At 72.7% G+C, this 24997-nt stretch carries 20 protein-coding genes, 1 tRNA gene and 1 riboswitch; of the genes, 6 read left to right on the plus strand and 15 right to left on the minus strand.

Annotated elements, in window-relative coordinates; all coding sequences use genetic code 11:
• The 12 genes from PUR56_RS11610 to PUR56_RS11665 all read right to left on the minus strand — a co-directional run bounded on the left by PUR56_RS11610 (nucleotide 1) and on the right by PUR56_RS11665 (nucleotide 13351).
• Nucleotides 1-693, minus strand: a complete 693-nt coding sequence (locus PUR56_RS11610) for a 5'-methylthioadenosine/S-adenosylhomocysteine nucleosidase family protein (protein WP_329948822.1) — start codon at nucleotides 691-693, stop codon at nucleotides 1-3.
• Nucleotides 690-2783, minus strand: coding sequence for a squalene--hopene cyclase (shc, locus tag PUR56_RS11615; RefSeq protein WP_329948823.1), 2094 nt, complete (start codon nucleotides 2781-2783; stop codon nucleotides 690-692). The genes PUR56_RS11610 and shc overlap by 4 nt, the downstream gene beginning before the upstream one ends.
• 7 nt (nucleotides 2784-2790) lie before the next feature.
• The gene (locus PUR56_RS11620) at nucleotides 2791-3879 is read right to left on the minus strand and encodes a polyprenyl synthetase family protein (RefSeq protein ID WP_380362183.1); all 1089 of its coding nucleotides are present in this window, start codon (nucleotides 3877-3879) and stop codon (nucleotides 2791-2793) included.
• Between the two features lie 155 nt (nucleotides 3880-4034).
• A complete protein-coding gene (gene hpnE, locus PUR56_RS11625) occupies nucleotides 4035-5471 on the minus strand; it encodes a hydroxysqualene dehydroxylase HpnE (protein ID WP_329948824.1) in 1437 nt (478 codons plus the stop codon).
• A gap of 145 nt (nucleotides 5472-5616) precedes the next feature.
• Complete coding sequence (gene hpnD / locus PUR56_RS11630; RefSeq protein WP_329948909.1) at nucleotides 5617-6474, minus strand: presqualene diphosphate synthase HpnD; 858 nt, start codon at nucleotides 6472-6474, stop codon at nucleotides 5617-5619.
• A gap of 41 nt (nucleotides 6475-6515) precedes the next feature.
• Nucleotides 6516-7445 carry a squalene synthase HpnC gene (gene hpnC / locus PUR56_RS11635; RefSeq protein WP_329880323.1) on the minus strand — a complete coding sequence of 310 codons (930 nt, stop codon included), beginning with the start codon at nucleotides 7443-7445 and terminating at the stop codon, nucleotides 6516-6518.
• A gap of 343 nt (nucleotides 7446-7788) precedes the next feature.
• Nucleotides 7789-8565, minus strand: a complete 777-nt coding sequence (locus tag PUR56_RS11640) for an ABC transporter ATP-binding protein (protein ID WP_329880642.1) — start codon at nucleotides 8563-8565, stop codon at nucleotides 7789-7791.
• Nucleotides 8566-8635: 70 nt separating this feature from the next.
• The gene (locus PUR56_RS11645; protein ID WP_380362178.1) at nucleotides 8636-9562 is read right to left on the minus strand and encodes an ABC transporter permease; all 927 of its coding nucleotides are present in this window, start codon (nucleotides 9560-9562) and stop codon (nucleotides 8636-8638) included.
• A gap of 196 nt (nucleotides 9563-9758) precedes the next feature.
• A complete protein-coding gene (locus PUR56_RS11650) occupies nucleotides 9759-10604 on the minus strand; it encodes a glycosyltransferase family 2 protein (RefSeq protein ID WP_329880644.1) in 846 nt (281 codons plus the stop codon).
• A gap of 113 nt (nucleotides 10605-10717) precedes the next feature.
• On the minus strand, nucleotides 10718-11455 hold the full coding sequence (locus PUR56_RS11655; protein WP_329880646.1) for a CDP-alcohol phosphatidyltransferase family protein: 738 nt from the start codon (nucleotides 11453-11455) through the stop codon (nucleotides 10718-10720).
• A 91-nt stretch (nucleotides 11456-11546) separates the two neighbouring features.
• Nucleotides 11547-12608, minus strand: coding sequence for an iron-containing alcohol dehydrogenase family protein (locus PUR56_RS11660; protein WP_329948825.1), 1062 nt, complete (start codon nucleotides 12606-12608; stop codon nucleotides 11547-11549).
• Entirely contained in the window at nucleotides 12596-13351 is a 756-nt protein-coding gene (locus tag PUR56_RS11665; protein ID WP_329880328.1) for a phosphocholine cytidylyltransferase family protein, read from the minus strand. Before PUR56_RS11665 ends, PUR56_RS11660 begins: the two co-directional genes overlap by 13 nt.
• Before the next feature lie 458 nt (nucleotides 13352-13809).
• Here PUR56_RS11665 and idi point away from each other — a divergent pair, with 458 nt between their 5' ends.
• Nucleotides 13810-14487 (plus strand): isopentenyl-diphosphate Delta-isomerase, encoded by a 678-nt coding sequence (gene idi / locus PUR56_RS11670; RefSeq protein WP_329880329.1) that lies wholly within the window; start codon nucleotides 13810-13812, stop codon nucleotides 14485-14487.
• A 19-nt stretch (nucleotides 14488-14506) separates the two neighbouring features.
• Here idi and PUR56_RS11675 read toward each other — a convergent pair whose 3' ends face one another.
• Nucleotides 14507-14986, minus strand: coding sequence for an ATP-binding protein (locus tag PUR56_RS11675; RefSeq protein ID WP_329880648.1), 480 nt, complete (start codon nucleotides 14984-14986; stop codon nucleotides 14507-14509).
• 513 nt (nucleotides 14987-15499) lie between these two features.
• Here PUR56_RS11675 and PUR56_RS11680 point away from each other — a divergent pair.
• Nucleotides 15500-15584, plus strand: a tRNA-Leu gene (locus PUR56_RS11680).
• Nucleotides 15585-15870: 286 nt separating this feature from the next.
• The gene (locus PUR56_RS11685) at nucleotides 15871-17565 is read left to right on the plus strand and encodes an APC family permease (RefSeq protein ID WP_443034479.1); all 1695 of its coding nucleotides are present in this window, start codon (nucleotides 15871-15873) and stop codon (nucleotides 17563-17565) included.
• A gap of 132 nt (nucleotides 17566-17697) precedes the next feature.
• Here the strand turns inward: PUR56_RS11685 and PUR56_RS11690 are convergent, their stop codons facing one another.
• Entirely contained in the window at nucleotides 17698-18699 is a 1002-nt protein-coding gene (locus PUR56_RS11690; protein WP_329948827.1) for a class I SAM-dependent methyltransferase, read from the minus strand.
• 408 nt (nucleotides 18700-19107) lie between these two features.
• Nucleotides 19108-20565, minus strand: coding sequence for a glycine hydroxymethyltransferase (locus PUR56_RS11695; protein ID WP_329948828.1), 1458 nt, complete (start codon nucleotides 20563-20565; stop codon nucleotides 19108-19110).
• A 21-nt stretch (nucleotides 20566-20586) separates the two neighbouring features.
• Nucleotides 20587-20683: riboswitch (ZMP/ZTP riboswitch) on the minus strand.
• 306 nt (nucleotides 20684-20989) lie between these two features.
• Here PUR56_RS11695 and PUR56_RS11700 point away from each other — a divergent pair.
• The 3 genes from PUR56_RS11700 to PUR56_RS11710 all read left to right on the plus strand — a co-directional run bounded on the left by PUR56_RS11700 (nucleotide 20990) and on the right by PUR56_RS11710 (nucleotide 24994).
• Complete coding sequence (locus tag PUR56_RS11700) at nucleotides 20990-22039, plus strand: ABC transporter permease (RefSeq protein ID WP_329948829.1); 1050 nt, start codon at nucleotides 20990-20992, stop codon at nucleotides 22037-22039.
• Nucleotides 22040-22152: 113 nt separating this feature from the next.
• Complete coding sequence (locus tag PUR56_RS11705; RefSeq protein WP_329948830.1) at nucleotides 22153-23904, plus strand: ABC transporter substrate-binding protein; 1752 nt, start codon at nucleotides 22153-22155, stop codon at nucleotides 23902-23904.
• Between the two features lie 97 nt (nucleotides 23905-24001).
• Nucleotides 24002-24994: an ABC transporter permease gene (locus PUR56_RS11710; protein ID WP_329948831.1), complete on the plus strand. Its 993-nt coding sequence runs from the start codon at nucleotides 24002-24004 to the stop codon at nucleotides 24992-24994.
• Nucleotides 24995-24997: the final 3 nt, after the last annotated feature.

Genomic DNA, 24997 nt, shown 5'->3' on the forward strand with positions numbered 1-24997 from the left:
CTAGCTCGCCTCCTGAGGGAGCGTCGAGGGTGTGGGGTGGTTGAGGGTGCCGGGTGACGGTCGGTCCCGGTCCTGCCGGTTCCGGTGGTGCCAGTCGACCAGCGCGGGCACCGTCGCCCGCAGGGTCCGCCAGGCGCGGACGCCGGCCGGCAGGGTGCCCGGGCGCAGCAGCTCGCGCTCGGGGGTGTCGACCACGACCCGCAGCACGGCGGCGGGCAGGGCGGGGCGCAGTTCGCGGAGCGCGGCCAGTACCGCGGCCGCCTCCATGTCGACGGCGAGTGCTCCCTGAAGGTGCAGGGCGCGCCGTTCGAGCCCGCGCACCACGTGGTCGGCGGTGTGGTGCACGCCGGTGTGGGCGGTCAGGCCCCGCTCCCTGAGGGCGCGGGTCAGTGTCGGGCCGGAGTCGACGGCGAAGTGGTTCCCCTCGGCGTCGCGCACCCCGTCCGCGACGATCACGTCCCCGGGCGTGACCCCGGGTGCGACGGCCGCTCCGAAGCCGGCCACCACGACGGCGCCGTAGCCGCCGGGCGCCGCGGTGAGCAGTCGCCGGACCGTGAGCGAGGCCCGGCGCCGGCCGACACCGGTGCGGACCAGGACCGGCGGGCCGCCGGCCGAGCCTCGCCAGTCCCCTCCGCGCAGGGCCCACACCTCGGGGCCGAGCGCGCAGAGGACCAGCAGCGGGGCGGGCCTCACCGGGACGCCCCGATCGTCGGGGCACCGGGGGCGAACCGGCCGGTGGCGGGGCTGCCGTGCAGGTAGCGGCCCAGCGCGGTGACCGGGAAGACCAGCCGGTACAGGTGGTAGTTGATGGAGAAGTCCCACGGGAAGCCGGTGCCGGTGAACTGCGGTTCGTCCCAGGTCCCCTCGGGCAACTGGGTGCGGACCAGCCAGTCGACCCCGCGTTCGACGGCCGGGTTGGCGTGGCCGTCCGGTCCCTCGCCGGCCGCGAGCAGCGCCATCAGCGCCCAGGCGGTCTGCGAGGCGGTGGAGTCGCCGCGCCCGGCCCAGCGCGCCGGGTCCTCGTAGGAGCGCATGTCCTCGCCCCAGCCGCCGTCGGTGTTCTGCCGGTCCTCCAGCCAGCGGACGGCCCGGCGGATCGCCGGGTGCTCGGCGGGCACACCGGCGGCGACCAGCGCGGGCAGCACCGAGCCGGTCCCGTAGATGTAGTTGGTGCCCCAGCGGCCGAACCAGGAGCCGTCGGCCTCCTGGTTGCGCAGCAGCCACTCGACGCCGCGCCGGGTGCGCGGGTCCCGGGCCTTGCCGACCTCGGCGAGCATCTCCACCACGTGTGCGGTGACGTCCGCGGACGGCGGGTCGACCACCTCGCCGAAGTCGCAGAACGGCAGCTTGTTCGGCAGGGTGCTGGTGTTGTCGACGTCGAACGCGCCCCAGGCGCCGTTCTTGGACTGCATGCCGAGGTTCCACCGGACGCCCCGGTCGATCGAGCCGCCGACCTTGGCCGGGTCGGGGTGGGCGACCCGGCAGAGCGCGAGCACCACCTCCGCGGTGTCGTCGATGTCCGGGTAGGTGTCGTTCTCGAACTCGAAGGCCCAGCCGCCGGGGGCCAGCGAGGGCCGCTGGACCGACCAGTCGCCGCGCCTGGTGATCTCCTCGCCGATCATCCAGTCGACGGCGGAGACCAGCGCGGGGTGGTCGGGCGGCAGACCCGCGTCGGCCAGCGCGACGGTCGCCAGGCAGGTGTCCCAGACCGGTGACTGGCAGGCCTCCAGCCAGCGCCGGCCGTCCTCGGTGTGGACGGTGAACCGGTCGAAGGAGGAGAGGCCGGCCCGCATCACCGGGTGGTCCAGTTCGTAGCCCTCCAGGTGCAGGGCGATCAGCGAGTAGACGGCCGGCGGCTGGATGCCGCCCCAGCAGCCGTCGGCCTCCTGGCGCTCGACTATCCAGCGGCAGGCCTGGGCGACGGCGAGCTTGCGCAGCGGGCGCAGGGCCCGGCGGTGGTAGGCGTGCAGCACCTTGTCCAGGCGTTCGAAGACGCCGTCCCAGGTGGTGGCCCGGGCGAGCGGCCTGACCGGGTACGGGTCGTCCGGGTCGGTGTGCAGCTCGGTGAGCGGGAAGGGGGCCGGACGCACCGGCCGGTGCGCGGAGACCACGGTCAGCGGGACGATGGTCTGCCGTGCCCAGCACCCGAAGGCGTAGATGTTCAGCGGGAGCCACTTCGGCAGGAAGATGATCTCCGGCGGCATCTCGGGCAGCCGCTCCCACGGCCACCAGCCGAAGAGCGCCAGCCAGATCCGGGTGAAGACCCGGGCCCCGGCGATGCCTCCGGCGGAGCGGATCCAGCGGGCGGCGGCCAGCATGTGCGGTGCGTTGGGGTCGTCGCCGGCCAGTTTGAGGGCGACGTAGGCCTCGACGGTGGTGGAGATCTCGGCGGGCCCGCCGTGGAAGGTGGACCAGGTGCCGTCCTCCCGTTGCTGGGAGCGGATCCACTCGGCGGTGGCCTTGGTCTGCTCCTCCGTCCGGATGCCGAGGAACTGCCGGAGCAGTAAGTCCTCCGCGTCCATGGTGACGTTGGTCTCCAGGTCGCCTTTCCACCACCCCTCGGAGCTCTGTAGGGAGAGCAGGTGAGTGGTGGCGCGGGCCAGGGCCTCCTCGGCGGAGGCGGGCTGTTCCTGTTGTTGTTCGGTCCGGCCGGCCTGGCGGGCCGGCGCGGACCCCTCGGGCTGCCGCCGCCCGGCGCTCAGCAGCGCCGGGGGGAGGCCCCCCACCGCGACCGGCTCGGAATCGTACTCAGGGTCGAGCCGGCCGTCCGCGGTTGCTGTCAACGTAACGTCACCTCTCTCGTACCACCACGAATTCGGCGAGTGCGACGAAGTGCTCGCGCACCCCGTCGGGCATGGGCACCTCGTCCAGGGCGGCGAGGGCAGTCGTGTGCTGGCGGCGGGCCTCCTCCCGGGTCCAGTCCCGCCCGCCGGCCTGCTCGATCAGCGCGGCACGGGCGGCCAGCTCGGCCTCGCTCTCCTCGCCGCGCCCCTTGGGGTCGGCGAGCTGCTCGGCCAGTTCGCGCGAGGCGGCGCCGCCCTCGGCGAGCGCGGCGGCGACCGGCAGGGACTTCTTGCGCTGGCGCAGGTCGCCCCAGTGCGGCTTGCCGGTCACCTCGGTGGCACCCCAGATGCCGAGCACGTCGTCCACCGCCTGGAAGGCCAGGCCCAGGTGGTGGCCGTACCGCTGGAGGGCGTCCGAGACCCGGTCGTCGGCGCCGGCCAGGACGGCGCCGATCGCCGAGGCGGCGGCGAGCAGGGCGGCGGTCTTGCCGCCCTCCATCTCCAGGCACTCGGCGACGGTGACGCTGTCCCGCTGCTCGAAGGCGACGTCCATCGCCTGCCCGTCGATGAGCCGACGGGTCGCGGTGGTGAGCAGCCGGACGGCGCGCGCGGCATCGACGGGGCTCGCGCCGCCCGCGGTCGCGGCGTCGAGCAGCACCTCCGTACCGAGCGTGGCCAGAGCGTCACCGACCAGGATCGCCTGGGCCGGACCGAAGACCGTCCAGGCGGTGGCCCGGTGGCGTCTGGTCTCGTCACCGTCCATCAGATCATCATGGAGCAGGGAGAAGTTGTGCACCAGTTCAACAGCGACACCGCCCGGCACACCGGTCTCCGCCGGAGCCCCCGTGGCCCGGGCGGAGAGCAGTGCCAGGGCGGGGCGGACGGCCTTGCCGCCGTCCCCCGCGGCCGGCGTGCCGTCCCGGTCGATCCAGCCGAAGTGGTACGCCGCGACGGTGTCCATCGGCGCCGCCAGACGGGCGACGGCGGCCCGCAGCGGCGGGGTACAGAGCGTGCGGCTGCGGGCGAGCAGCTCCGGCACCGAGACCGGTTCGGCGTGCGCCGTGCCTCCGACGGCAGTGCCGGTGCGTGACTCCACGTGCGTTCCCTCTCCCTGGTGGTGCCGGGCCGCGTGGGACGGCCGGGCGCTGGCGATGTCGATGCGGCCGGTCGGACCGGTGGGGCCGCCGGAACCTGGGGCGTGACCGCCGGGTCTGGCGGGGTCGCCGGGGTCGCCGCCGAGCGGGCCCCGGGTCACCTGGGCCACCTCCCGTCGCCGCGGTCCGCCGGAAGGCGGTGGCCGGCGGCGGCGAGCACGGCGTCGGCGGCGGCATGGCCGCTGCGCACGGCGCCCTCCATGGTCGCGGGCCAGCCGGTGGCCGTCCACGCGCCGGCCAGCAGCAGGCCGGGGACCCCGGTGCGCGGACCGGGGCGCAGCGCCGCGGTCCCGGGAGCCGGGTCGAAGGTGGCGGTGCGCTCCCGGGTGACGAAGAAGTCCAGCACCTCGGCCCCGCCCGCGGCGGGGAGCAGCCGGGCCAGCTCGGGCAGGTACCGGTCGCGCAGCTCCGCGACCGGCAGGTCGATCTCGTCCTGCACGGCGGACTGCGAGAGCGCCAGGTACTGGGCGCCGGGGTGGGCCCGGCCGAGTTCGGTGCCGGCCAGACCGGAGTGCGCGGTGCGGTCGAAGACCCACTGGACCGGCGAGCCGAGTGCGGCGAAGAACGGCTTGCGCAGCACCTTGCGGTCGTAGACCACGTGCACGTTGAGGATCGGCGCGGTGCCGAACTCCGCCAGCCGGGCCTGTCCGGGGATCGCGTCGGGCGGCAGCAGGGCGGCGGCCGTGTCCTGGGCGCCGGCCAGCACCACGGTGTCGGCGGCGAGCGGCTCGCCGTCGCCCTCCAGCCGGACTGCGTGCTGCGGCGCGGCCGGCTTGAGCTCCGCCACGCGGGCGCGCAGCAGGACCTTCACCCCGGCCCGCTCCAGTTCGGCGAGCGCCCGGTCGTGGTGGATCGTGCCGAGCGGGACGGTGGCCGTGCCGATGTCGGAGGCGCCCGGGTCGGACAGCAGCCCGGTCTTGAACACCATCGCGGCCAGGGCCAGCGACACCTGGTCGGCCCGCGCGTTCAGGGTGGCGACGCCGACCAGGTCCCAGAGGGCGGCCAGGGTCCGCTCGTTCTGCCCCTGGCCGCGCAGCCAGTCACCGAAGGAGACGGCGTCGAGCGCCGGGTCGGCGAGGTCCAGCCGCTGGAGCGCGAGCGCGCCGCGGACCACCCGGGCCCGGTCGAGCGGGCCCAGGTGCGGGTACCGGGCCAGGCTGCCGGCCAGGTGCAAGGGGACGGGCAGGGCGGCGCGGCCGAGCCGGCCGAGCGTGCGGACCGGGGCGTCGGCGGGCCCGGAGACGCCCAGCACGGGGACGTCGAGCCGGTCCTGGAGGTGGACCAGCCGGCCGGCGCCGAGCCGGTCCAGCAGGCCCCGGTAGGCGGTGCAGCAGCGCAGGTAGACGTGCTGGCCGTTGTCGACGGTCAGCTCGCCGCGCTGGAAGGAGAAGGCCAGGCCGCCGAGCCGGGGGCGGCCCTCGGCCAGGGTCACCCGGTGGCCGGCCTCGGCCAGCCGCAGCGCCGCGGTGATGCCGGCCAGACCGCCGCCGACCACCACGGCGGCCGGGCGCGCGGCATCGGCTCGCCCGGTCATCGGCCCTCCCCCTCGTGTCCGACGCGCGGCCCGTTCGTGGCCGGTGCGCCCGTGATCAGTACGGTCGTGCCCAACACAGCGGTCAACACGGCTCTACCCATAAGTGATTCCCCGCTGACACAGCGTGACAGAACTGTGGCAAGAATCAAGAACGCCCCCCGGCGAGCCCGGAAAGCGCGACGTACGCCTTCTCCCAGCCCGGCAGCGAGACCCGGCCGCGCAGGACGGACTCCGGGTCCGCCGCGATCCGGCCGAGCAGCCGGTGGTAGATGCCCGCCATCGCGGCCGTGCACGCCCGGCTGCGGCGGTCGAGCATCGGCAGCAGTCGCAGGCCCTCCTCGAAGGCGGCCTGGGCCCGGGCGGCCTCGAACGCGATCAGGCCGGTGAAGTCGGCACCGACCGGCGGCCTGGACAGGGCGAAGCCCTCCTGGCAGCCGAACCGGACCAGGTCCTCGGCGGGCAGGTAGGTCCGGCCGTTCATGGCGTCCTCGCGCAGGTCGCGGAGGATGTTGGTGAGCTGGAGCGCCAGGCCGAGGGTGTCCGCGTAGCGGGCCCCGCGCTCGGGGTCGTCGCAGCCGTAGACGCCGAGCGAGAGCCGGCCGATCGCCCCGGCCACGCACCGGCAGTAGACCTTGAGCTCCTCGTACGTCTGGTACTCGGCGCCCTTGAGGTCCATCTCGACCCCGTCGATCAGCTCGTCGAAGCCGCCGAGCGGGATCGGGAAGCGCCGCGCGGTGTCCGCCAGGGCCACCTTGATCGGGTCGGTGTCGTCCTCCGCCACCGAGCCGGCCCGGACCTCGTCCAGCAGCTCGCGGGTGCGCAGCAGGGCCTCGGCCTTGCGGTCGGCCGGGAGGTCGCCGTCGCCGATGTCGTCCACCCGGCGCGCCAGCGCGTAGAGGGCCGACATGGCCAGCCGTTTCGGCTCCGGCAGGAGCCGGATCCCGTAGCTGAAGTTGCGGGCCTGCAGCCCGGTCACTGCCTCGCAGTACCGGTACGCCGCCATGACCGGCGCCGACGCCAGTGGTGATGCCGCCACGCGGGCGTTCACCTTCCCTTCGCGAAGATGGCCGCCGCCTTCACTGCGAGGCGGCGCTTGTCAGGCTTCGCCTGCTGGGCGAGTACGTCGTACCCGGCGGCCTCGACGGCCGCCAGGGCCGCGTAGCCGCCGGCGGTGAATCCCGCCAGGAGCAGTCGAAGCCTCCCCCGAACCGTACCCACCAGGGGCGCGCCCCGGTCGAGCAGGGTCCGGGCCCGCTCCGCCTCGAAGGCGATCAGCTCGCGGACCGGGCCGCCGGCGGTCGGCGCGGCGAGGTCGGCCTCGGTCACGCCGAACCGGGCGAGGTCCTCGGCCGGCAGGTAGATCCGCCCGCGGGCGAGGTCCTCGGCGACGTCCTGGATGTGCTCGACGATCTGGAGGCCGCTGCAGACGGCGTCGGAGAGCGCGATCCGTTCGGGGGTGGCGACGTCGGCGAGGGCGAGCACCATGCGGCCCACCGGGTCGGCGGAGAGCGTGCAGTACTCGATCAGGTCCTCGTAGCGGGCGTACCGGGCGGTGGTCTGGTCGACCCGGTTGGCCTCGATCAGCCGGCGGAACGGCTCCGGGGTCAGCCCGTGCCGGTCCAGCAGCGGGACGAGGGAGCGCATCAGGGGGTGCCGCGGGGCCTCGGCGGTCCGGGGGTGCAGGGCGCTCTCGAACGCCCGGTCGAGGTCGTGTTCCAGCCCGTCCAGGAGGGCCAGCCGGAACGCGGTCTCGGCCGGACCGGGCTGCGCCGAACGGGTCACGGCGGCGGGCGGTCCGGCCACCCCGAGCAGTGCGGCGGTGCCGGCCGGGTCGGCGAGGTCGCCGTCGCCGGCGTCGTCCACCAGCCGGGCGAATCCGTAGACGGCCATCAGGTCGTCGCGCCACGCGGCGGGCAGGAAGAACGGGGCGACCGGGAAGTTCTCCGCGCCCGCCTTGTCCAGGGTCGCCCCCACGGGGCTCTCCGCCGGGGCGCCACCGGGGCGGGACTCACTACTGGGCTGGGCCGAAGCCGACACTGCTGTCACTCCCCCGTTCTACACCGCTCCGCTGATCGGCCCGAGTCGGACACGCGTCCGACCACGGGAGTCACGTCCGGCACACCACCCCCGCGCCTACAGCCTGACACCGTCGGCCGCGCCGGAGAAGAGCGCCTCGCCCGGCGCACGGGGCGCTCACCCGGGCGGCGGCGGGCCACCCGGGGCACGACCGGCGGATCCGGGGCGCACGAACGGCAGGAGGGCCGGCCCCCGGATCACCTCCGGCGGCCGGCCCTCCCTCACGGTCGGGTGTGCGGTGCTACGGGCGCTCGCCGCGCTCGTAGCAGCCGACGACCAGCTCGGTCGGCCCGTCCATGACCAGCTCGCCGTGCTCGATCCAGATGGTCCGCTCGCAGGTCTCGCGGATCGAGGCGTTGTCGTGGCTGACCAGGAAGACCGTGCCCGCGGCGTCGCGCAGCTCCTTGATCCGCTTCTTGCTGCGCGCCTGGAAGGCCTGGTCACCGGTGGCCAGCGCCTCGTCGATCAGCAGCACGTCGTGGGTCTTGGCCGCGGCGATCGCGAACCGGAGCCGGGCGCCCATGCCGGAGGAGTAGGTGCGCATCGGCAGCGAGATGAAGTCGCCCTTCTCGTTGATGCCCGAGAAGTCGACGATCTCCTGGTAGCGGCTCTTCACGTCGGCCGGCGACATGCCCATCGCCAGGCAGCCGAGGACGACGTTGCGCTCACCGGTGAGCTCGTTCATCAGGGCCGCGTTCACGCCGAGCAGCGAGGGCTGGCCGTTGGTGTAGATGCCGCCGTGCTCGGTCGGCAGCAGGCCCGCGATGGCCGCCAGCATGGTGGACTTGCCGGAGCCGTTGGAGCCGATCAGGCCGATCGCCTCGCCCTTGTACGCGGTGAAGCTGATGCCGCGCACGGCGTGCACCTCGCGCACGCCGGCGGAGCGCTTGCGGCTGATGATCCGGCTCAGCGCGGACGTCGCGCTGCCCTTGCCGGAACCGGCGCCGTGCACCCGGTAGACGATGTGGACGTCGTCGACGACGACGGTGGGCTCGCGGGCCACGTCGGCGTCGAAGATCGGACGGGTCTTGGGCAGGTCGTTCTTGCCCAGCGCGCCCTTGCCCGGCGCGCTCTTGCGCAGGTCGGTGTCAGCCACGGCCGTACTCCTCCTCGGCCTTCCAGAAGAAGACGTATCCGATGACCAGCATGCCGACACCCCAGGCGATGCCGTACTTCCACTGGTGCGGCGGGAACTCCAGGAACACCGCTTCGTGCTTGTTGTAGATGACCGGCGCCAGCGCGTGGCGGACCAGGTCGATGTACACGGAGGCGGGGTTGATCTCCATCACCGTCTGCCAGAACGGCGGCCATTCCTTGATCTTGTCCTGGATGCTGTACATGACGCCGGACAGGAACAGCCAGGCGCGCATCGCGAACGGGATCAGCTGGGAGATGTCGCTGGTCCTGGCGCCGATCCGGGCGAAGATCAGGGCGACACCGGTGTTGAACATCGACTGCAGCAACAGGGCGGGGATCACCAGCACCCAGGTGCGGCCGGGCGAGACGCCGCTCGCCAGCACCACGACGAACAGCACGACCATCGAGATCATCAGCTGCTGGAGCTGGATCAGGGTGAACGAGATGGGCATCGAGGCGCGCGGGAAGTGCAGCGCCCGGATCAGCCCGAGGTTGTCCGCGATCGCCCGGGTGCCGGACTGCACCGCGTTCTGCGTGAACTGGAAGATGAACACGCCGATGCAGAGCCACGGCACGTAGTACGGGTTGTCGTCCTTGTTGGCCAGGATCTCGCCGAACACCAGGTAGAACACCGCGCAGTTGAGCAGCGGCGTCACGACCTGCCAGACCTGCCCGAGCTTGGCGTCGGTGTACTGGGCCACCAGACGCGCGGTGGCGAAGGCCCAGATGAAGTGGCGCCGGGCCCAGAGCTGCTTGGAGTACGCGAACAGGCCGGGCCGTCTGCCGCTGACCGTCAGGCCGTACTTGTCCGCCAGCTGCTTGGGGGTCAGGCCCGTGTCCGCCCCCCTAGGGGCTGAGAGGCTGACGGGTTCACTCACTGTCGACACATTCGTCCTTCGCGCGGGATCGGGTCGGGGCGAGCCGGTCGGCGGGGGGTCCGCCGGCCTTCCGCCGAGGGGGATCCACTCGGATCTCGGGGGGAGTCCGGCCGGTGCGTGACACCGGCCGCGGCGATCGGCCTGCCGTACGGCTGTACGACCGTCCGATCCGTCTACCGTACGGTCATCGGACAGATCAGATGACCGGGGGTCGGCCCAGCCTGGTCAGTCGCCAAACGGTACGCCATCGCATGGGCCGCCGCGTACCGCAGGGTTCGCGCCAGCCCGCCCGGAACCCGCCGAGCCAGGCCTTCAGCGCCTCGGGGGAGGGGCGGCGGGCCACGGTCAGCAGGAACCAGGTTCCCAGATAGAGAGGCACCAACAGGCCCGGAAGGTTCCTTCTCGCGAGCCAAACCCTGTTCCGGGCCACGTTGTGGAAGTAGGAGGCGTGCCGCGCGGGCGAGGTGGTGGGGTGGTGCAGCACCACGTCGGCCCGGTAGTCGATGGCCCAGCCGGCGTCCACCGCACGCCAGGCGAGGTCGGTCTCCTCGTGGGCGTAGAAGAACTCGGCGGGCAGCTGGCCCGCCTTGTCGAAGACCGCGCAGCGCACCGCGCTGGCACCGCCCAGGAAGGTGGTCACCCGGGACGAGCGCAGCGGGTCGCTGGCGCGCAGCCGGGGCACGTGCCGGCGCTGGGTGACGCCGGTGTCCGGGTCGGCGATCCGGAAGCTCACGATGCCGAGCTCCGGGTCACCGGTGAAGGCCTCGCGCAGCAGGCGGGCCGAGTCGGTGCCGGGCAGCCGGCCGTCGTCGTCCAGGAACAGCACCGCGTCGACGTCCCGGCCGTTGCGGCCGAAGAGCTCGATGCCGACGTTGCGGCCGCCCGGGATGCCGAGGTTCTCCGGCAGCTCGACGGAGCGCACGCCCGCGGGGAGCGGGGGCAGCGGGGCGCCGTTGGCGACCACGGCCAGCTCGACGGCCGGGCCCTGCTGGGCGCGGACCGACTCGATCAGGGCGTTCAGTTCGGCCGGGCGGTTGCCCATGGTGATGATGACCGCACCGAGCCGGAAGGCGTCCGCGGCGCTCGCGCCGGGGCCCTCCGGGGCGCCCTGGACGTCGCGGGTGTTCGGGGTGTCCCGGTCCACGTTCACGGCGCTCACCGGAGCCTGTTCGACAGGACGATGCTGAGCAGGTGCAGCACGGTCTGCAGCATGGCGATCGAGGCCAGCACGACGACCGCGAGCCGGGTGAAGAAGAGCCCGCCGTGGACGGCGTCCGCGACACCCGCGGCGAGGATGAACAGCGAGGCCTCGACCGCGCCCACCAGCCGGTGGAACTTCAGGAGGGAGGCGGCCCGGCGGGCCTTGGCGACACCGGACGAGCGCGGCACGGCGGCGCTGTCCTCGACCGCCGTCAGGCCGCTGCGGGCCCGGGCCACGTCGACCAGGTCGGTCTCCGACTTGATCAGGATCGCGCCGAGCGCCGCCAGCGTGCCGAGGAACGCCCACTCCCAGTGCGAGGCCGGGCCCTCCCGGTGCAGCAGGTCGGTGCCGCGCAGGCCGAGGCCCGTCAGCAGGGCGGCCTCGGACATGTAGTGGCCGACCCGGTCCAGGTAGACGCCGGTGAGCGAGGTCTGCCGGCGCCAGCGGGCCACCTCGCCGTCCACGCAGTCCAGCAGCAGGTAGACCTGGATGAGCACGGCGGCCAGCACCGCGCCGGCGAGGCCCGGGAGGACCAGCGCGGCACCGGCGAGGACGCCCGTGAGCATCATCAGGTAGGTCAGCCCGTTGGGCGTGATCGCCGTCACGGTGGAGAGCACGCGGGTGATCCGCAGCGAGATGCTCCGCATGTAGAGCCGGCCGGCCCAGTGCTCCGCGCTGCGGCGCTGGAGCATGCCCTCCGGGTGGATCACCGCGCGCAGCTCCTCGATCGAGGGGCGGCGGGTCAGGTCCACCGGCGGCGGCGTGGACCCGGCGGCGGAGCGGTCAGCTGTTGACGGCTTGGACATAGTCGGCGTACGCGTCCCTGATTGCGGAAGGGGAGAGGTCGAGGTGCTCAAGGATGGTGAAGCGGCCCGGGCGGGTGTTCGGAGCGTAGTGCACCGCTTCGGTGAACTCCGCCTCGGTGAAGCCGATCTGAGCGGCGGTCACCGGCAGTCCGTGGTGCGCCAGGCGCTCCACGATCAGACCGGTCAGCTCGCGCTCGCCCCGCAGGAAGCTGGCGAAGGCGGCGCCGAGGCCGACCTGCTCGCCGTGCTGGGCGGACCGCTTGGGATACAGCACGTCCAGGGCATGCGAGATCTCGTGGCAGGCGCCCGACGAGGGCCGGGTACTGCCGGCGATGTTCATCGCGATGCCGGACAGTACCAGTGCCTCGGCCAGCGCGGTGAGGAGGTCCTGATCCTGGAGGTTTCCTGGGTGCCGCAGCAGGTTCTCACCGGCCGAGCGGGCCATCGCGACGGCCAGTCCGTCGACCGGCTCACCGGTCTCGACGTGCGACAGCTCCCAGTCGGCGCAGGCCGAGATGTTGGAGACGACGTCGCCGATGCCGGCCGCGACGAACCGTGGCGGGGCGTCCCGGATCACGTCCAGGTCGATCACGATGCCGATCGGGCTGGGCACCCCGTAGGAGCCCCGCCCGGCGTCGTTGTCGAGGGTGGAGACGGGCGAGCAGATGCCGTCGTGGGCCAGGTTGGTGGGGACCGAGACCAGCGGCAGGCCGACCCGGGCTGCGGCGTACTTGGCGGCGTCGATGATCTTGCCGCCGCCCAGGGCCACCATGGTGTCGTAGTGACCGCCGCGCATCGCGTCCGCCAGCCGCACCGCACTGTCGATGCTGCCGTCGTCGACGTGGTACCAGTCGGCGCCGGGCAGCGCCGGCTCCAGCCGGGTGCGCAGCACCGTGCCCGAGCCGTTGCTGATCGCCACCGCGATCCGGCCCGAGGCGGAGAGGCGCTGGTCGGCGAGGATGCCGCCGAGCGCGCCGAGCGCGCCCGGGCGGATCTCGACGAAGACCGGCGACGGCACCAGCCGGGTCAGTACTGGCACGCGATCTCCCGCGCCTTGGCCAGGTCGTCGTGGTTGTCGACCTCGACCCAGGACACCTCGCCGATCGGCTGGACGTCGATCCGCAGGCCGCGGTCGACCATCTCCTGGTAGCCGTCCTCGTAGTAGAGCTGCGGGTCGCGCTCGTAGGTGGCGCGCAGCGCGTCGGTGAGGTCGGCGGCGGCGGCCGGGTTGATGACGGTGACGCCGATGTACTCACCGGTGGCCTCGGCCGGGTCCATCAGCTTGGTGATCCGGCGCACGCCGGTGGCCGGGTCGACGACGACCTTCATCTCCTCGTCGGCGAGCTTCTTCACCGTGTCGAGGGCGAGCAGGATGCCCGGGGCGCGGCCCTCGGCGGTCAGCCGCTCGTTGCCCTCCAGCATGGTGCGCTGCACCGAGACCGGGTGGACGGTGTCGCCGTTGGCGAGCAGCAGGCCCTCGGCGAAGAGGTCGCGGGCGCACCAGAGCGAGTAGGCGTTGTTCCACTCCTCGGCCTTGTCGTTCTCGACCAGGGTGAGCCTGACGCCGTACTTCCGCTCCAGGGCCGCCTTGCGGTCGAGGACCGCCTCCTTGCGGTAGCCGACGACGATCGCGGCGTCGCGCAGGCCGATCTCGGCGAAGTTCCCGAGGGTGAGGTCCAGGACGGTCCGCTCCCCGTCGACCGGCACCAGTGCCTTCGGCAGGGTGTCGGTGTACGGGCGCAGCCGGCGGCCGGCGCCGGCTGCCAGAACGAGGCCGATCATGCGGTTCTCCTGATCCGTCGTGCTGTGCGCTACCGCGCCGGTTACCGGTCCGCGGGACGGCGGGGCCGGCCCCTTCGGGTGGCGCGCCCGGGGCCGCCGAGGTGCGGCCGCCGTGTCCTATGTGATGGTAGGCGACCGCGACGACCAGCCCGAACGCGGCCGGGGGGCTGTGCGGCACGGTGCGCGGGTGCCGCGCGGGGCGCGGTGAAGAAGGGGTGACGCCCAGGTGCGCGTTCCCGTACGGCCGGGCCACCTGATCGAACGGGAGTCGAACAGGTTCCGAACGACTCTGCTATTCCCATGCCCTCAGGCGGCCCGGAACGGGTCGGGGGCGGTCCTGATCCGGCCGGTTGTGCGTGGGACCCCCTGGGGAGTGCCACCCGTACGGCAGACTTGACCGCGACGCCACCGGTGCCGTGGTTGCTCCCATTGCTCCCGAAGCTTCCGAAAGAGGCCTCATGCCCCAGAGTCTGCCGACCGATCCGACGCGCTTCGCCTCGGACACCACGGAGATCGGGACCGGTCTCGACACCGGCCTCGACACCGGCCTCGATGTGGAGACCGACGTGGCGACCGGCGCGGAGGCCGTCGGTGCCCCCGCCGAGATCCTGCTGGAGCTGGTCGACGACGAAGGCGTGACCATCGGCACCGCCGAGAAGCTCTGGGCCCACCAGCAGCCGGGACGGCTGCACCGCGCGTTCTCGGTGTTCCTCTTCGACCGCCAGGGCCGGCTGCTGCTCCAGCGCCGGGCCCTCGGCAAGTACCACTCCCCCGGCGTCTGGTCGAACACCTGCTGCGGCCACCCCTACCCCGACGAGCCGCCGTTCGTGGCCGCCGCCCGGCGGACCGCGGAGGAGCTGGGGGTCGCCCCGGCACTGCTCTGCGAGGCGGGCACGGTCCGCTACGACCTGCCGGACGAGGCGTCCGGGCTGATCGAGCGCGAGTGGAACCACCTGTTCGTCGGCCTGGTCACCGAGCCGGTCCGGCCGAACCCCGACGAGGTGGACGACTACGCCTTCGTCACCGCCGCGGAGCTGCGCGAGCTGGAGGCGGACCGGCCGTTCTCGGTGTGGTTCCGGACCGTCTTCGAGGCCGCGCTGCCGGGGATCCGGGAGATCGCCGGGAACGACTGGTAGGACGGACGCCCGGCCCGCCTCAGCGCTCCGGGTCCCTCCGGGGGAGCGGCAGCGAGGCCCAGATCACCTTGCCGCCCTCCCCCGCCTGCTCGACGTCGCACACCCCGCCGGCCTGCAGCGTGATGCTCTTCACCAGCAGCAGGCCGCGCCCGCCGGTCCGGCCGGTGTCGGTCTCCAGCGCCTTCGGCCGGTACGGGTCGCCGTCCTCGACGGAGACCCGCACCCAGCCGTCCTGGACGGCCAGTTCGGTGGTGACCTCCGGTGACAGTTCCGCGGCGTGCGTCACCGCGTTGCCGACCAGCTCGGAGACGATCAGCAGGACGTCGTCCACCAGCTCCTGGTAGCGGATCTCCGCCATGCCCTGGGCCAGCAGCCGGTCCCGCACCGCGTGCCGGGTCCGCGGCACCGAGGCCTGCTCGGCCGGCACGGTGAACCGCCACACTCCCTCGGCGGGCCCGTCCTGGGCCCGGGCCTTCGCCGCCGCCCCGGCCCGCGCCACCGTGGCCGCTCCCGCCTGCGCCACGGCGGCGAGGACCGCTCCGGCCTCCAGGATCGCGGTGGCGAGCACCGCGCCGGTGTCCCGGACCGCCCCGGCCGCGCCGGCCGGCCCGCTCCCGGCATCGGCCGCCGCGGTCTCCACCTCCGGCCCGGCCCCTGTCTCTTCCTCGCTGGTCTGCTCCACGTCCAGCCGCCCTTCGTCCGCGACCCCGGGAATCAGGCGTTCCGCTCATGGCGCCCTCGATCCACAGAGGCTAGGAGAGCCGCCCCCGGGACCGGGGCACCGTCGACAACTTGCCCGTGTCGGATCGCTCCAGACCGCTTCCGACCGTTCGCCACCCCTGAACCGACCGTTTACCGCCCTCGAACCACCGCTTCGCGCACATCCGCGACCCGTCCCCGTCACCCCGCCCATCCCCACCGGGGAAACGCAGGTGAGAAGCACTCCGGGAGCCTGGTAATGTTCTCTCTGTCGCCGAGGGGGCGCCGAGAAAGTCCCCGAAGCACACACCCTGTCCGGGTGGCGGAATGGCAGACGCGCTAGCTTGAGGTGCTAGTGCCCTTTATCGGGCGTGGGGGTTCAAGTCCCCCCTCGGACACCGTGAATTCCCCCGGGGAACTCGAAAGAGTTCCCCGGGGGAATTTCTTTTTTCCGGGTGCGTTTACGGCCCGGACTTCCGACCCGGACTTCCGGCCCGGATTTCCGGCTGCCCGTCCCGCCGGGACCCCCGCCGGAAGCCCGGTGCGACCCCCGCCGAATGTCCGACGACCGGACACGGGACGGCAACGATCGGACGATTTGCGGTAAATCTGAGGCCGATCTGAGGTTTGGTCCGATTTCGCCCCATAAGCTGCTGTCCGTTTGTGCGGATACCCGATGAGCAGATGAGACAGAGGACCGATACGTTGAGTGAGCGCGAGTCGACGACGGCATCCCATCAGAACTACCGCCGCTCGCTCGGCACCATCAGCCTCACAGCCGTCGGGCTGGGGTCGATCATCGGCTCGGGCTGGCTGTTCGGCGCCGAACGGGCCGCCCGGCTGGCCGGGCCGGCGTCGATCGTCGCGTGGGTGATCGGAGCCGCCGTCGCGCTGACCATCGCCCTCACCTACAGCGAGCTCGGGTCGATGTTCCCCAAGGCCGGCGGAATGGTGCGGTACGGGCAGTACTCGCACGGCTCGCTGGCCGGCTACCTGGCCGCCTGGGCGAACTGGATCGCCATCGTCTCGGTCATACCCGGCGAGGCGACCGCCTCGGTGCAGTACATGAGCTCCTGGGACTTCGGCTGGGCGAAGGACCTGTACGACGGGAAGGAACTCTCCCTCAGCGGTGTGGCGCTCGCGAGCGTCCTGCTGGTCGGCTACTTCACCCTGAACTGGTTCGCCATCACGCTGTTCGCCAAGACCAACACGGCGATCACCGTCTTCAAGGTCGTCGTCCCGACACTCACCGCCGGTGCGCTCCTGCTCGCCCACTTCGACACCGCGCACTTCACCGACCACGGCGGCTTCGCGCCGAACGGCTGGAGCGCCGTGTTCACGGCGGTGGCCGTCTCCGGCATCGTCTGGGCGTTCAACGGCTTCCAGTCCCCGCTCAACCTCGCCGGCGAGGCCCGCAACCCCGGCAAGTCGCTGCCCAAGGCCGTGATCGGCTCGATCCTGATCGCCCTGGTCATCTACGTCGCCCTGCAGATCGCCTTCCTCGGCGCCATCCCGTCGGCGGACCTGGCGAACGGCTGGAGCAACCTCGGCTACACCTCGCCGCTGGCCGACCTGGCCATCGCCTGGGGCCTCAACTGGCTCGCACTGCTGCTGTACGCGGACGCCTTCGTCTCCCCCAGCGGCACCGGCATGATCTACGCCGCCACCACCTCGCGGATGATCCACGGCGTCCAGGAGAACGGCCACCTGCCGTCCCTGTTCGGGCGGGTGGACCGCAGGACCGGCATCCCCCGCCCGGCGCTGGTGCTCAACCTCGTGGTCGCCTTCGCCTTCCTCGCGGTCTTCCGCGGCTGGGGCTCGCTCGCCGAGATCGTCTCGGTGGCCACCGTGATCTCCTACGTCACCGGCCCGGTCGCGGTGATGGCGCTGCGCCGCCTGGCCCCCGAGCTGCCCCGCCCCGTCCGGCTGCGCGCCATGCCCGTGATCGCCCCGGTCGCCATGGTCTTCGGCTCGCTGGTGCTCTACTGGGCCCGCTGGCCGCTGACCGGCAAGGTCATCCTGCTGATGGCCGCCGGGCTGCCGATCTGGGCCTGGTACGAGCTGCGCAAGCCGTTCTCCGAGCTGAAGCCGCACCTCAAGGCCGGCGCCTGGATGATCGCCTACCTGTTCGTGATGGCCGGCGTCTCGTGGGCCGGCTCCACCGAGTTCGGCGGCGAGGGCTACCTCCCCGGGGGCTGGGACCTCCTGGTCGTCGCCGCGATCGGCCTGACCTTCTACGCCTGGGGCGTCCGCAGCGCCTGGGCCAACCCCTCCCTCGACGCGGTGAAGCGCGAACTCGCCGCCGAGGCGGAGGCCGGCGGGACCGGGGGAACCGAAGCCGAACCGCCGCACCGAACGGCCCAGCCCTCCCGGGTCTGAGGCACCGGGCGCCGCGGGCCCCGTGTGCCGCGCGAAAGCGCCGGCCGGGATTCTTTCCGGCCGGCGCTTTCGCGCTCCGCTGTGCGGGGGGCGCCGGGTTCGTCGGGGTGGTCCTGCGGCGGAGTGCGGCGGTCAGCCGCGGCGGGCGCGGCGGATGGCGGAGGTGACGACCGGCGGGAGGAGGTCGCCCGCGACGCGCTTGGCCACGTTGGCCGGGCGGCGGCGTTCGGCGGCGAGGGCCCGGCGTTCGGTCAGGTCCAGCACGGCCGCCCGGCGCTCCAGTTCCGCCTCGTGGAGGGCCTGGTGCGCGGCCCGTTCGGCCTCGCGGCGTTCGGCCTCGACGGTGAGTCGGGCGTGGTGGCGCGAGACCGGGGACGGGGCGGCGCCCTCCGCGCTGCCGCCTATCCGCACCAGCCGGTGCCCGGCGAGCGCCTCGCTGGTGATGGCGCAGTGCGGGAGGGTGCCGCGCCGGGCGAGCAGGTCGAGCCGGGCGGGCTCCGGGTCGCCCCAGGTGCCGTAGAACTTGCTGTCGGTGAGCACGATCGGCTTGAGGCCGTGGTTGAACAGGGCCTCCCAGGTGGCGGCCGCGACGCCGGGGGTGTGCGCCGAGCGGTAGTCGTCGACGGCCACCACCCCGTGCGGGGCCAGCGCCGTACGGGCCACGTCGAGGTCGGAGGCCGCGTGCTCGTAGAGGTGCGAGGCGTCGATGTGGACGAAGCGGAAGGTGCCGGCCGGGAGGCGGCCGCCGGCCAGCACGGAGGTGGACGCCTGGACGATCTCCGGCAGCCTGTCGTGGAAGGACAGGTAGTTGGTCTCGAACGCGGTCCGGGTGAGCGACCGCCGGTAGGACATGTCCATCTCGGCGGCGTTCTCGACGTCCGGGGCGTCCGAATCGAAGAGGTCACAGACCGTGAACGTCTCGCCGGGTTGCAGGTGGGAGCCGATCACGATCGCGCTGCGCCCCAGGTAGGCGCCCATTTCCAGCAGGTCGCCGGTGAGACCTGCGGCTTCCTGCCGGCCGAGGAACCACTCGAAGAGATGACGGTCATGGTCCCAGAACCAGCCGGGGACGTCGTCGAGCACGGCGGGCTCGGTGAGCGGGTGCTGCTCGGTGCCGAGTGCGGTGTCGGTCACGAGGTGGCTCCTTACACGGTACGACCGACCGTCGGCCGCTCCCCGTCTCCGGGCGCGCTGCTGCCGGTCGGTGACGGGTCTCCGCCGGTTCACCGCCCGGGACGGACGGCGGACCGGGCGCGCGAACGCGGCTCAACCTGCCGCAAACGGTAGCCCCGGTACCCGAGCTCGCTGCAATCTACCGGTCACCGAACGGAGTTGGAGAGAGCCCGGAGCAAAGTATTTCGCCGCCCGGCGATTCTGTGGAAGGACCTGATCGGAGATGTTCGGGGGGCGGAGGAGCGTTCATCCATACTGCCGCCCAGGTGTCCGATTTGTCATCATCACGGAGATGATCTCCGCCCGCGGCGCCAGGGGCGGGGTGCGGCGGCGGGGTGCGGGGGTCGCCCCCGCACCCCGCGGGGGCGACTACGCCAGGTCGACGCCCGGGTAGAGCGGGAAGCCGGCGAGGAGGTCGGCGGCGCGCTTGGCGATGCCGTCGGCGACGGCGGGGTCCAGGACGTACTGGGCCTTGGAGGGGGCGCCCGCGGCGGTGGCGGCCGGGGTGGTCGACCGCAGCACGGTGTCGATCAGGGCGGCGATCTCGTCCATCTCGGCGACACCCAGGCCGCGCGTGGTGAGCGCGGGCGTGCCGATCCGGACGCCGGAGGTGTACCAGGCGCCGTTCGGGTCCTGCGGGACGGAGTTGCGGTTGGTGACGATGCCGGAGTCGAGGAGCGCCGCCTCGGCCTGGCGGCCCGTCAGGCCGTGGCCGGAGACGTCGGCGAGGACGAGGTGGTTGTCGGTGCCGCCGGTGACCAGCGTGCCGCCGCGCCGCAGCAGGCCCTCGGCGAGCGCCTGGGCGTTGTCGACGACCTGGCGGGCGTAGGTCCGGAACTCCGGGCGGCGGGCCTCGGCGAACGCGACCGCCTTGGCCGCCATGACGTGCGAGAGCGGGCCGCCGAGGACCAGCGGGCAGCCGCGGTCGACGTGCTCGGCAAGCTCGGCGGTGCAGAGCACCATGCCGCCGCGCGGGCCCCGCAGCGACTTGTGGGTGGTGGTGGTGACGATCTGGGCGTGCGGGACCGGGTCGTGGTCGCCGGTGAGCACCTTGCCCGCGACCAGGCCGGCGAAGTGCGCCATGTCGACCATCAGGGTCGCGCCGACCTCGTCCGCGATCTCGCGCATCACGCGGAAGTTGACCAGCCGCGGGTAGGCGGAGTAGCCCGCCACCAGGATCAGCGGGCGGAACTCGCGGGCGGTGGCGCGCAGCGCGTCGTAGTCGATCAGGCCGGTGACCGGGTCGGTGCCGTAGCTGCGCTGGTCGAACATCTTGCCGGAGATGTTGGGGCGGAAGCCGTGGGTGAGGTGACCGCCGGTGTCCAGGGACATGCCGAGCATCCGCTGGTTGCCGAGCTCCTGGCGCAGCAGGGCCCAGTCCTGCTCGGTGAGGTCGTTGACGTTGCGGACCCGGGCACGCCGGAGGGCGGGGCTCTCCACCCGCTGGGAGAGGACGGCCCAGAACGCGGTCAGGTTGGCGTCGATGCCCGAGTGCGGCTGGACGTAGGCGTGCTCGGCGCCGAACAGGGCGCGGGCGTGCTCGGCGGCGATGCTCTCGACGGTGTCGACGTTGCGGCAGCCCGCGTAGAAACGCCGGCCGACCGTGCCCTCGGCGTACTTGTCGCTGAGCCAGTTGCCCATCGCGAGCAGGACGGCCGGGGAGGCGTAGTTCTCGCTGGCGATGAGCTTGAGCGAGGCGCGCTGGTCGTCGATCTCCTGGCCGACGGCGGCGGCGATCCGCGGTTCGACCTCGCGGACGACGTCGAGGGCCGATCGGAACGCCGTGTTGGCGGAGGGGGTGGCGGCCGTGTGGGGCTGCTGGGCCATGACGGTCTCCTGGAAGGAGGTTCGGGGGGCCCAGGCGCTCGGCGACTTGACGTGATTCGGCACGGGGCCGCTTCCCGATGGTCGATTCCATCCGTGCGCGCCAGTCGCGGCCCGCCGGAATCGTATCAACGCCGCCGCTCCTGTGTCGGAGATCTCAAAATGCGGGACGACAGCGGACATGACATGACTTTTGTCCGCGTATGTCCGTTCTACTGCTACGGCAGTATTGCGGCGGAATGAAGCCGCCGTCATTCCCGCAACAAAGCCGACGACAGGCCCGGGGAATGATTTGCGGAACTCCCTCGGTATCCGATCTGATGGCGCTCGGCGGCCCACCGGGAAACCCCCGGACCGGCCGCCCGAAAATGCACGTCAGCGCACCCTCACCCACGGGGCGGCGGAGAATTCGGGGAGTACGCCTCTCATGGCAGTGGTCGAACCAGTCGCAGGGCCCGCCGCGGAGCCGGCCCCCCGGACGCCACCCACGGCGCCCACGGCGCCCACCCGGTCGGGCTCCCAGGATCCCGGCCCGGCGCCGGACCGGGCGCCCGCCCCCGCGAGCCTGCTGCGGCGCGTCTGCCGCGACCGCACGGGAGCCGTCTCCCTCGCCGTCGTCCTCCTCTTCCTCCTGCTCGCCGTCGCGGCCCCGCTGATCGCCGCGCTGTACGGCAAGAACCCGACCGAGCACTACGGCCAGAACACTCCCGGCCTGCTCAGCGACGGTGGCCTGCCGGTCGCGCCCAACGGCGGCATCTCCGGGGAGTTCTGGTTCGGCCTGGAGCCCGGTCTCGGCCGCGACGTGCTCACCCAGCTGCTCTACGGCATCCGCACCTCGCTGCTCATCGCCTTCGTCGCGGCCGCCGTCACCACCACCCTCGGGGTGCTGGCCGGGGTCGCGGTGGGCTACCTCGGCGGGATCACCGACCGGCTGTTCGGCTTCCTCTCCAACGTCCTGCTGGCGTTCCCGACGCTGCTCCTGCTGCTCGCGATCAGCCCGGTGATCCAGTCCCGGCTGGTCGATCCCGGCACCGCGGAACCCGACTGGATGCAGTTCCTCGTCCTCATCCTGGTGTTCTCCGCGTTCGGCTGGATTCCGCTGGCGCTTTCCCTTCGCGCCACCGTCAGGTCGCTCCGGGAAAGGGATTTCGTGCAGTCCGCACGGGCGATGGGAGCGAGCGGATTCCATATCGTCTTCCGTGAACTCCTGCCGAATGTCCGGGCGCAGCTGCTGGTGCACGCCACCATGGCGGTGCCGACGTTCGTCGCCTCCGAGGCGGTGCTGTCGTTCCTCGGCGTCGGGATCAACGAGCCGATCCCGGACTGGGGCCGGATGATCTCCCGCGGCTCCGAGGTCTTCCAGGCCGATCCGACGTACATGTTCTTCCCCGGCATCGCGCTGCTGCTGTTCGTCCTCGCCTTCAACCTGCTCGGCGACGCCGTCCGGGACGCGCTGGACCCGCGCAGCGCCCGCTGAGGCGGCCGGTCCCCGACCGCTCGCCGCCGGCCGTCCGGCCCTCCCCGACCTTCCTCCCTTCTTTCGCCGTTCACCTATCCGCCCCGGGCCCCCGGGGCAAGGAGAGATTCGCCATGCGCTGGATCAGACCGTCCCTCGCCGTCGTCGCGACCGCCCTGCTGGCGACCTCCTGCTCGGCCGGCGCGGGCTCCACCTCCACCGGCACCGCCGCCTCGCCGAAGGACACCTCGCCGCTGACCGCCGCGCTCGGCACCGAGAAGGAGAGCGCCGGACCGGCCCCCGCCGTGCCCGGTGCCCGCGCGGGCGGCACGGTGAACGTCTACAACGCGACCGACTTCCGCCACCTCGACCCGCAGAAGGTGTACGCGGGCGCCGCCTACAACACCTCGCTGCTCTGGGGCCGCCAGCTCACCCAGTACCAGGTGGTGGACGGCAAGGCGAAGCTGGTCGGCGACCTCGCCACCGACACCGGCACCCCCGCCGACGGCGGCCGCACCTGGACGTACAGGCTGAAGGAGGGCGTGGCCTGGGAGGACGGCCGGCCGATCACCTCCCAGCAGGTCAAGTACGGCATCCAGCGCAGCTTCGGCAAGGGCTACGAGGTCGGCCCGCCGTACTGGCCGCAGTGGCTCACCGGCGAGGCGAGCTACGACGACGCCCGCAAGAAGTACGGCGGCCCGCAGGACGGCGACCTCGCCGCGATCGAGACGCCGGACGACCGCACCATCGTCTTCCACTTCCCGCAGCCGCAGGCCGACGTGCCCTACATGGCCGCCCAGTCCTCCTCGTCCCCGGTGCGCAAGGACAAGGACACCGGCACGGACTACGACCGGCTGCCGTACTCCAGCGGCCCGTACCGGATCGTCGAGCACGTCCAGAACACCCGCCTGGTCCTGGAGCGCAACCCGCACTGGAAGCCGGAGAGCGACCCGATCCGCAACCAGTACCCGGAGAAGTTCGTCTTCACGTTCGGCAAGGAAGCGCTCAACATCAACCAGGAGATCCTCTCCGGGCGCGACGGCGGAGCGGACGCGACCACGGTCGCCACCCAGCTCTCCCCCGAGCTGTACCAGACCGTGGACACCGACCCGAAGGCCAAGGAACTGGTCGTCTCGGGCCGGCAGGGCGCCTTCGTCACCCAGCTCGTGATCAACAACGAGCGGGTGGCCGACGTCGAGGTCCGCAGGGCCCTCCACCTCGCCTACCCGCGCCAGCAGGCCCGCCAGGTGCAGGGCGGCACCCGGGCCGGCGAACTCGCCACCACGCTCAGCTCCCCCGCGCTCGTCGACTGGCAGAAGTACGACCTGGACCCGGCCAAGCCGGAGGGCGACCCGGACGCCGCCAAGGCCACCCTCGCCAAGGCCAAGCAGGCCCCCGCCTCGCTCACCTACGCGTACGCCAACACGCCCAACGGGCAGCGGGTCGCCCAGGTCCTGGTCGACGGCTTCGCCAAGGCCGGCATCACCGTCGTGCCCAAGCCGATCGACCCCAAGGCGCTGCTGGACGAGACGCACCGCGCCGACTCCCCCTACGACCTGTGGGAGGAGACCAGCTCGGTCGACTGGCCGACGCCCTCCACGCTGATCCCGTTCTCCTTCGACGGCCGCGCCAACAGCGACCTCAACTCCGCCCGCTACCGCAACGCCGAGGTCGACAAGGAGATCGACCGGATCAACCAGATCGGCGAGCCGCGCCAGAAGGCCAAGGAGCTGTACGCGCTGGAGCAGACCGTGATGAAGGAGCTGCCGGTCCTGCCGTTCGCCTACCCGAACATGAACCAGCTGCGCGGCGCCAACGTCGGCGGGACGTTCATCCACCCGATCTACGGCTCGGTCAGCCTGGCCTGGGTCTACCTGAAGTCCTGACGCCCCGAAGTCCCCGGCGGCCCCGCCCGCCGCGCCGTGCACCGCACGCGCGGGCGGGGCCGCCCACCCCGACGCCCTCTGATTCGGACCGGCCACCATGCTCTCCTTCGCCCTGCGGCGGATCCTCCAGGCGATCGCCGTCCTGGCCGCGGTCTCCGCCGCCGCCTTCGTCCTCTTCTACGCCGCCCCCGCCGACCCGGCCCGCGCCGCCTGCGGTCCGCGCTGCGACACCGGCCAGGTCGCGGCGGTCCGTTCGAGCATGGGCCTGGACCAGCCGCTCCTCGCCCAGTACACCGACTACCTGGCCGGGGTCGTCGCCGGCCGGGACATCAAGGACGTCGACGGTTCGGTCATCCACTGCGACGCGCCCTGCCTCGGCTACTCCTACCGGCTGCACCAGCCGGTCACCGAGGCTCTGGTCGACCACCTGCCCGTCACCGTCTCGCTGGCCGTCGGCGCCTTCGCGTTCCTGCTGCTGTTCGGGCTCGGCACCGGCTTCGTCGCCGCCCTGCGCCACGGCACCCGGACGGACAAGCTGCTCTCCGGCTTCACCCTGGTCGGCGCCAGCGTGCAGATCTACTTCCTCGGGTACGTCGCACAGTGGGGGCTGGTCTACACCAGCGGGCTGCTACCGCTGCCCTCCTACACCCCGCCGGCCACCGACCCGGCCGCCTGGGCCGGCGGGATGCTGCTCCCCTGGCTCGTCCTCGGCTTCGTCAACTCGGCCGTGTTCGCCCGGCTCTCGCGCTCCCAGCTGCTGGAGACGATGAACGAGGAGTACGTCCGGACGGCGCGCGGCAAGGGCCTCGGCCGGCTCCGCGCCCACCTCAAGTACACCTCGCGCGGCGCGGCCGGACCGCTGGTGCAGCTGCTCGGCCTGGAGGCGGGCGCGCTGCTCGGCGGTGCGGTGATCACCGAGACGGTGTTCGGGCTGAACGGCATCGGCCGGTTCGCCATCGAGGCCGTCGAGGGGCAGGACCTGCCGGCCGTGGTCGGTGCGGTGCTGCTGGCCTCCTGCTTCGTCGTGCTCTTCGTCGCGCTGGCCGACCTCGTGGTGGCCTGGCTCGACCCGCGCATCCGCCTCAGCTGACCC

This window comes from Streptomyces sp. BE303, assembly GCF_036290945.1.
In the GTDB taxonomy this organism is placed as follows: domain Bacteria; phylum Actinomycetota; class Actinomycetes; order Streptomycetales; family Streptomycetaceae; genus Kitasatospora.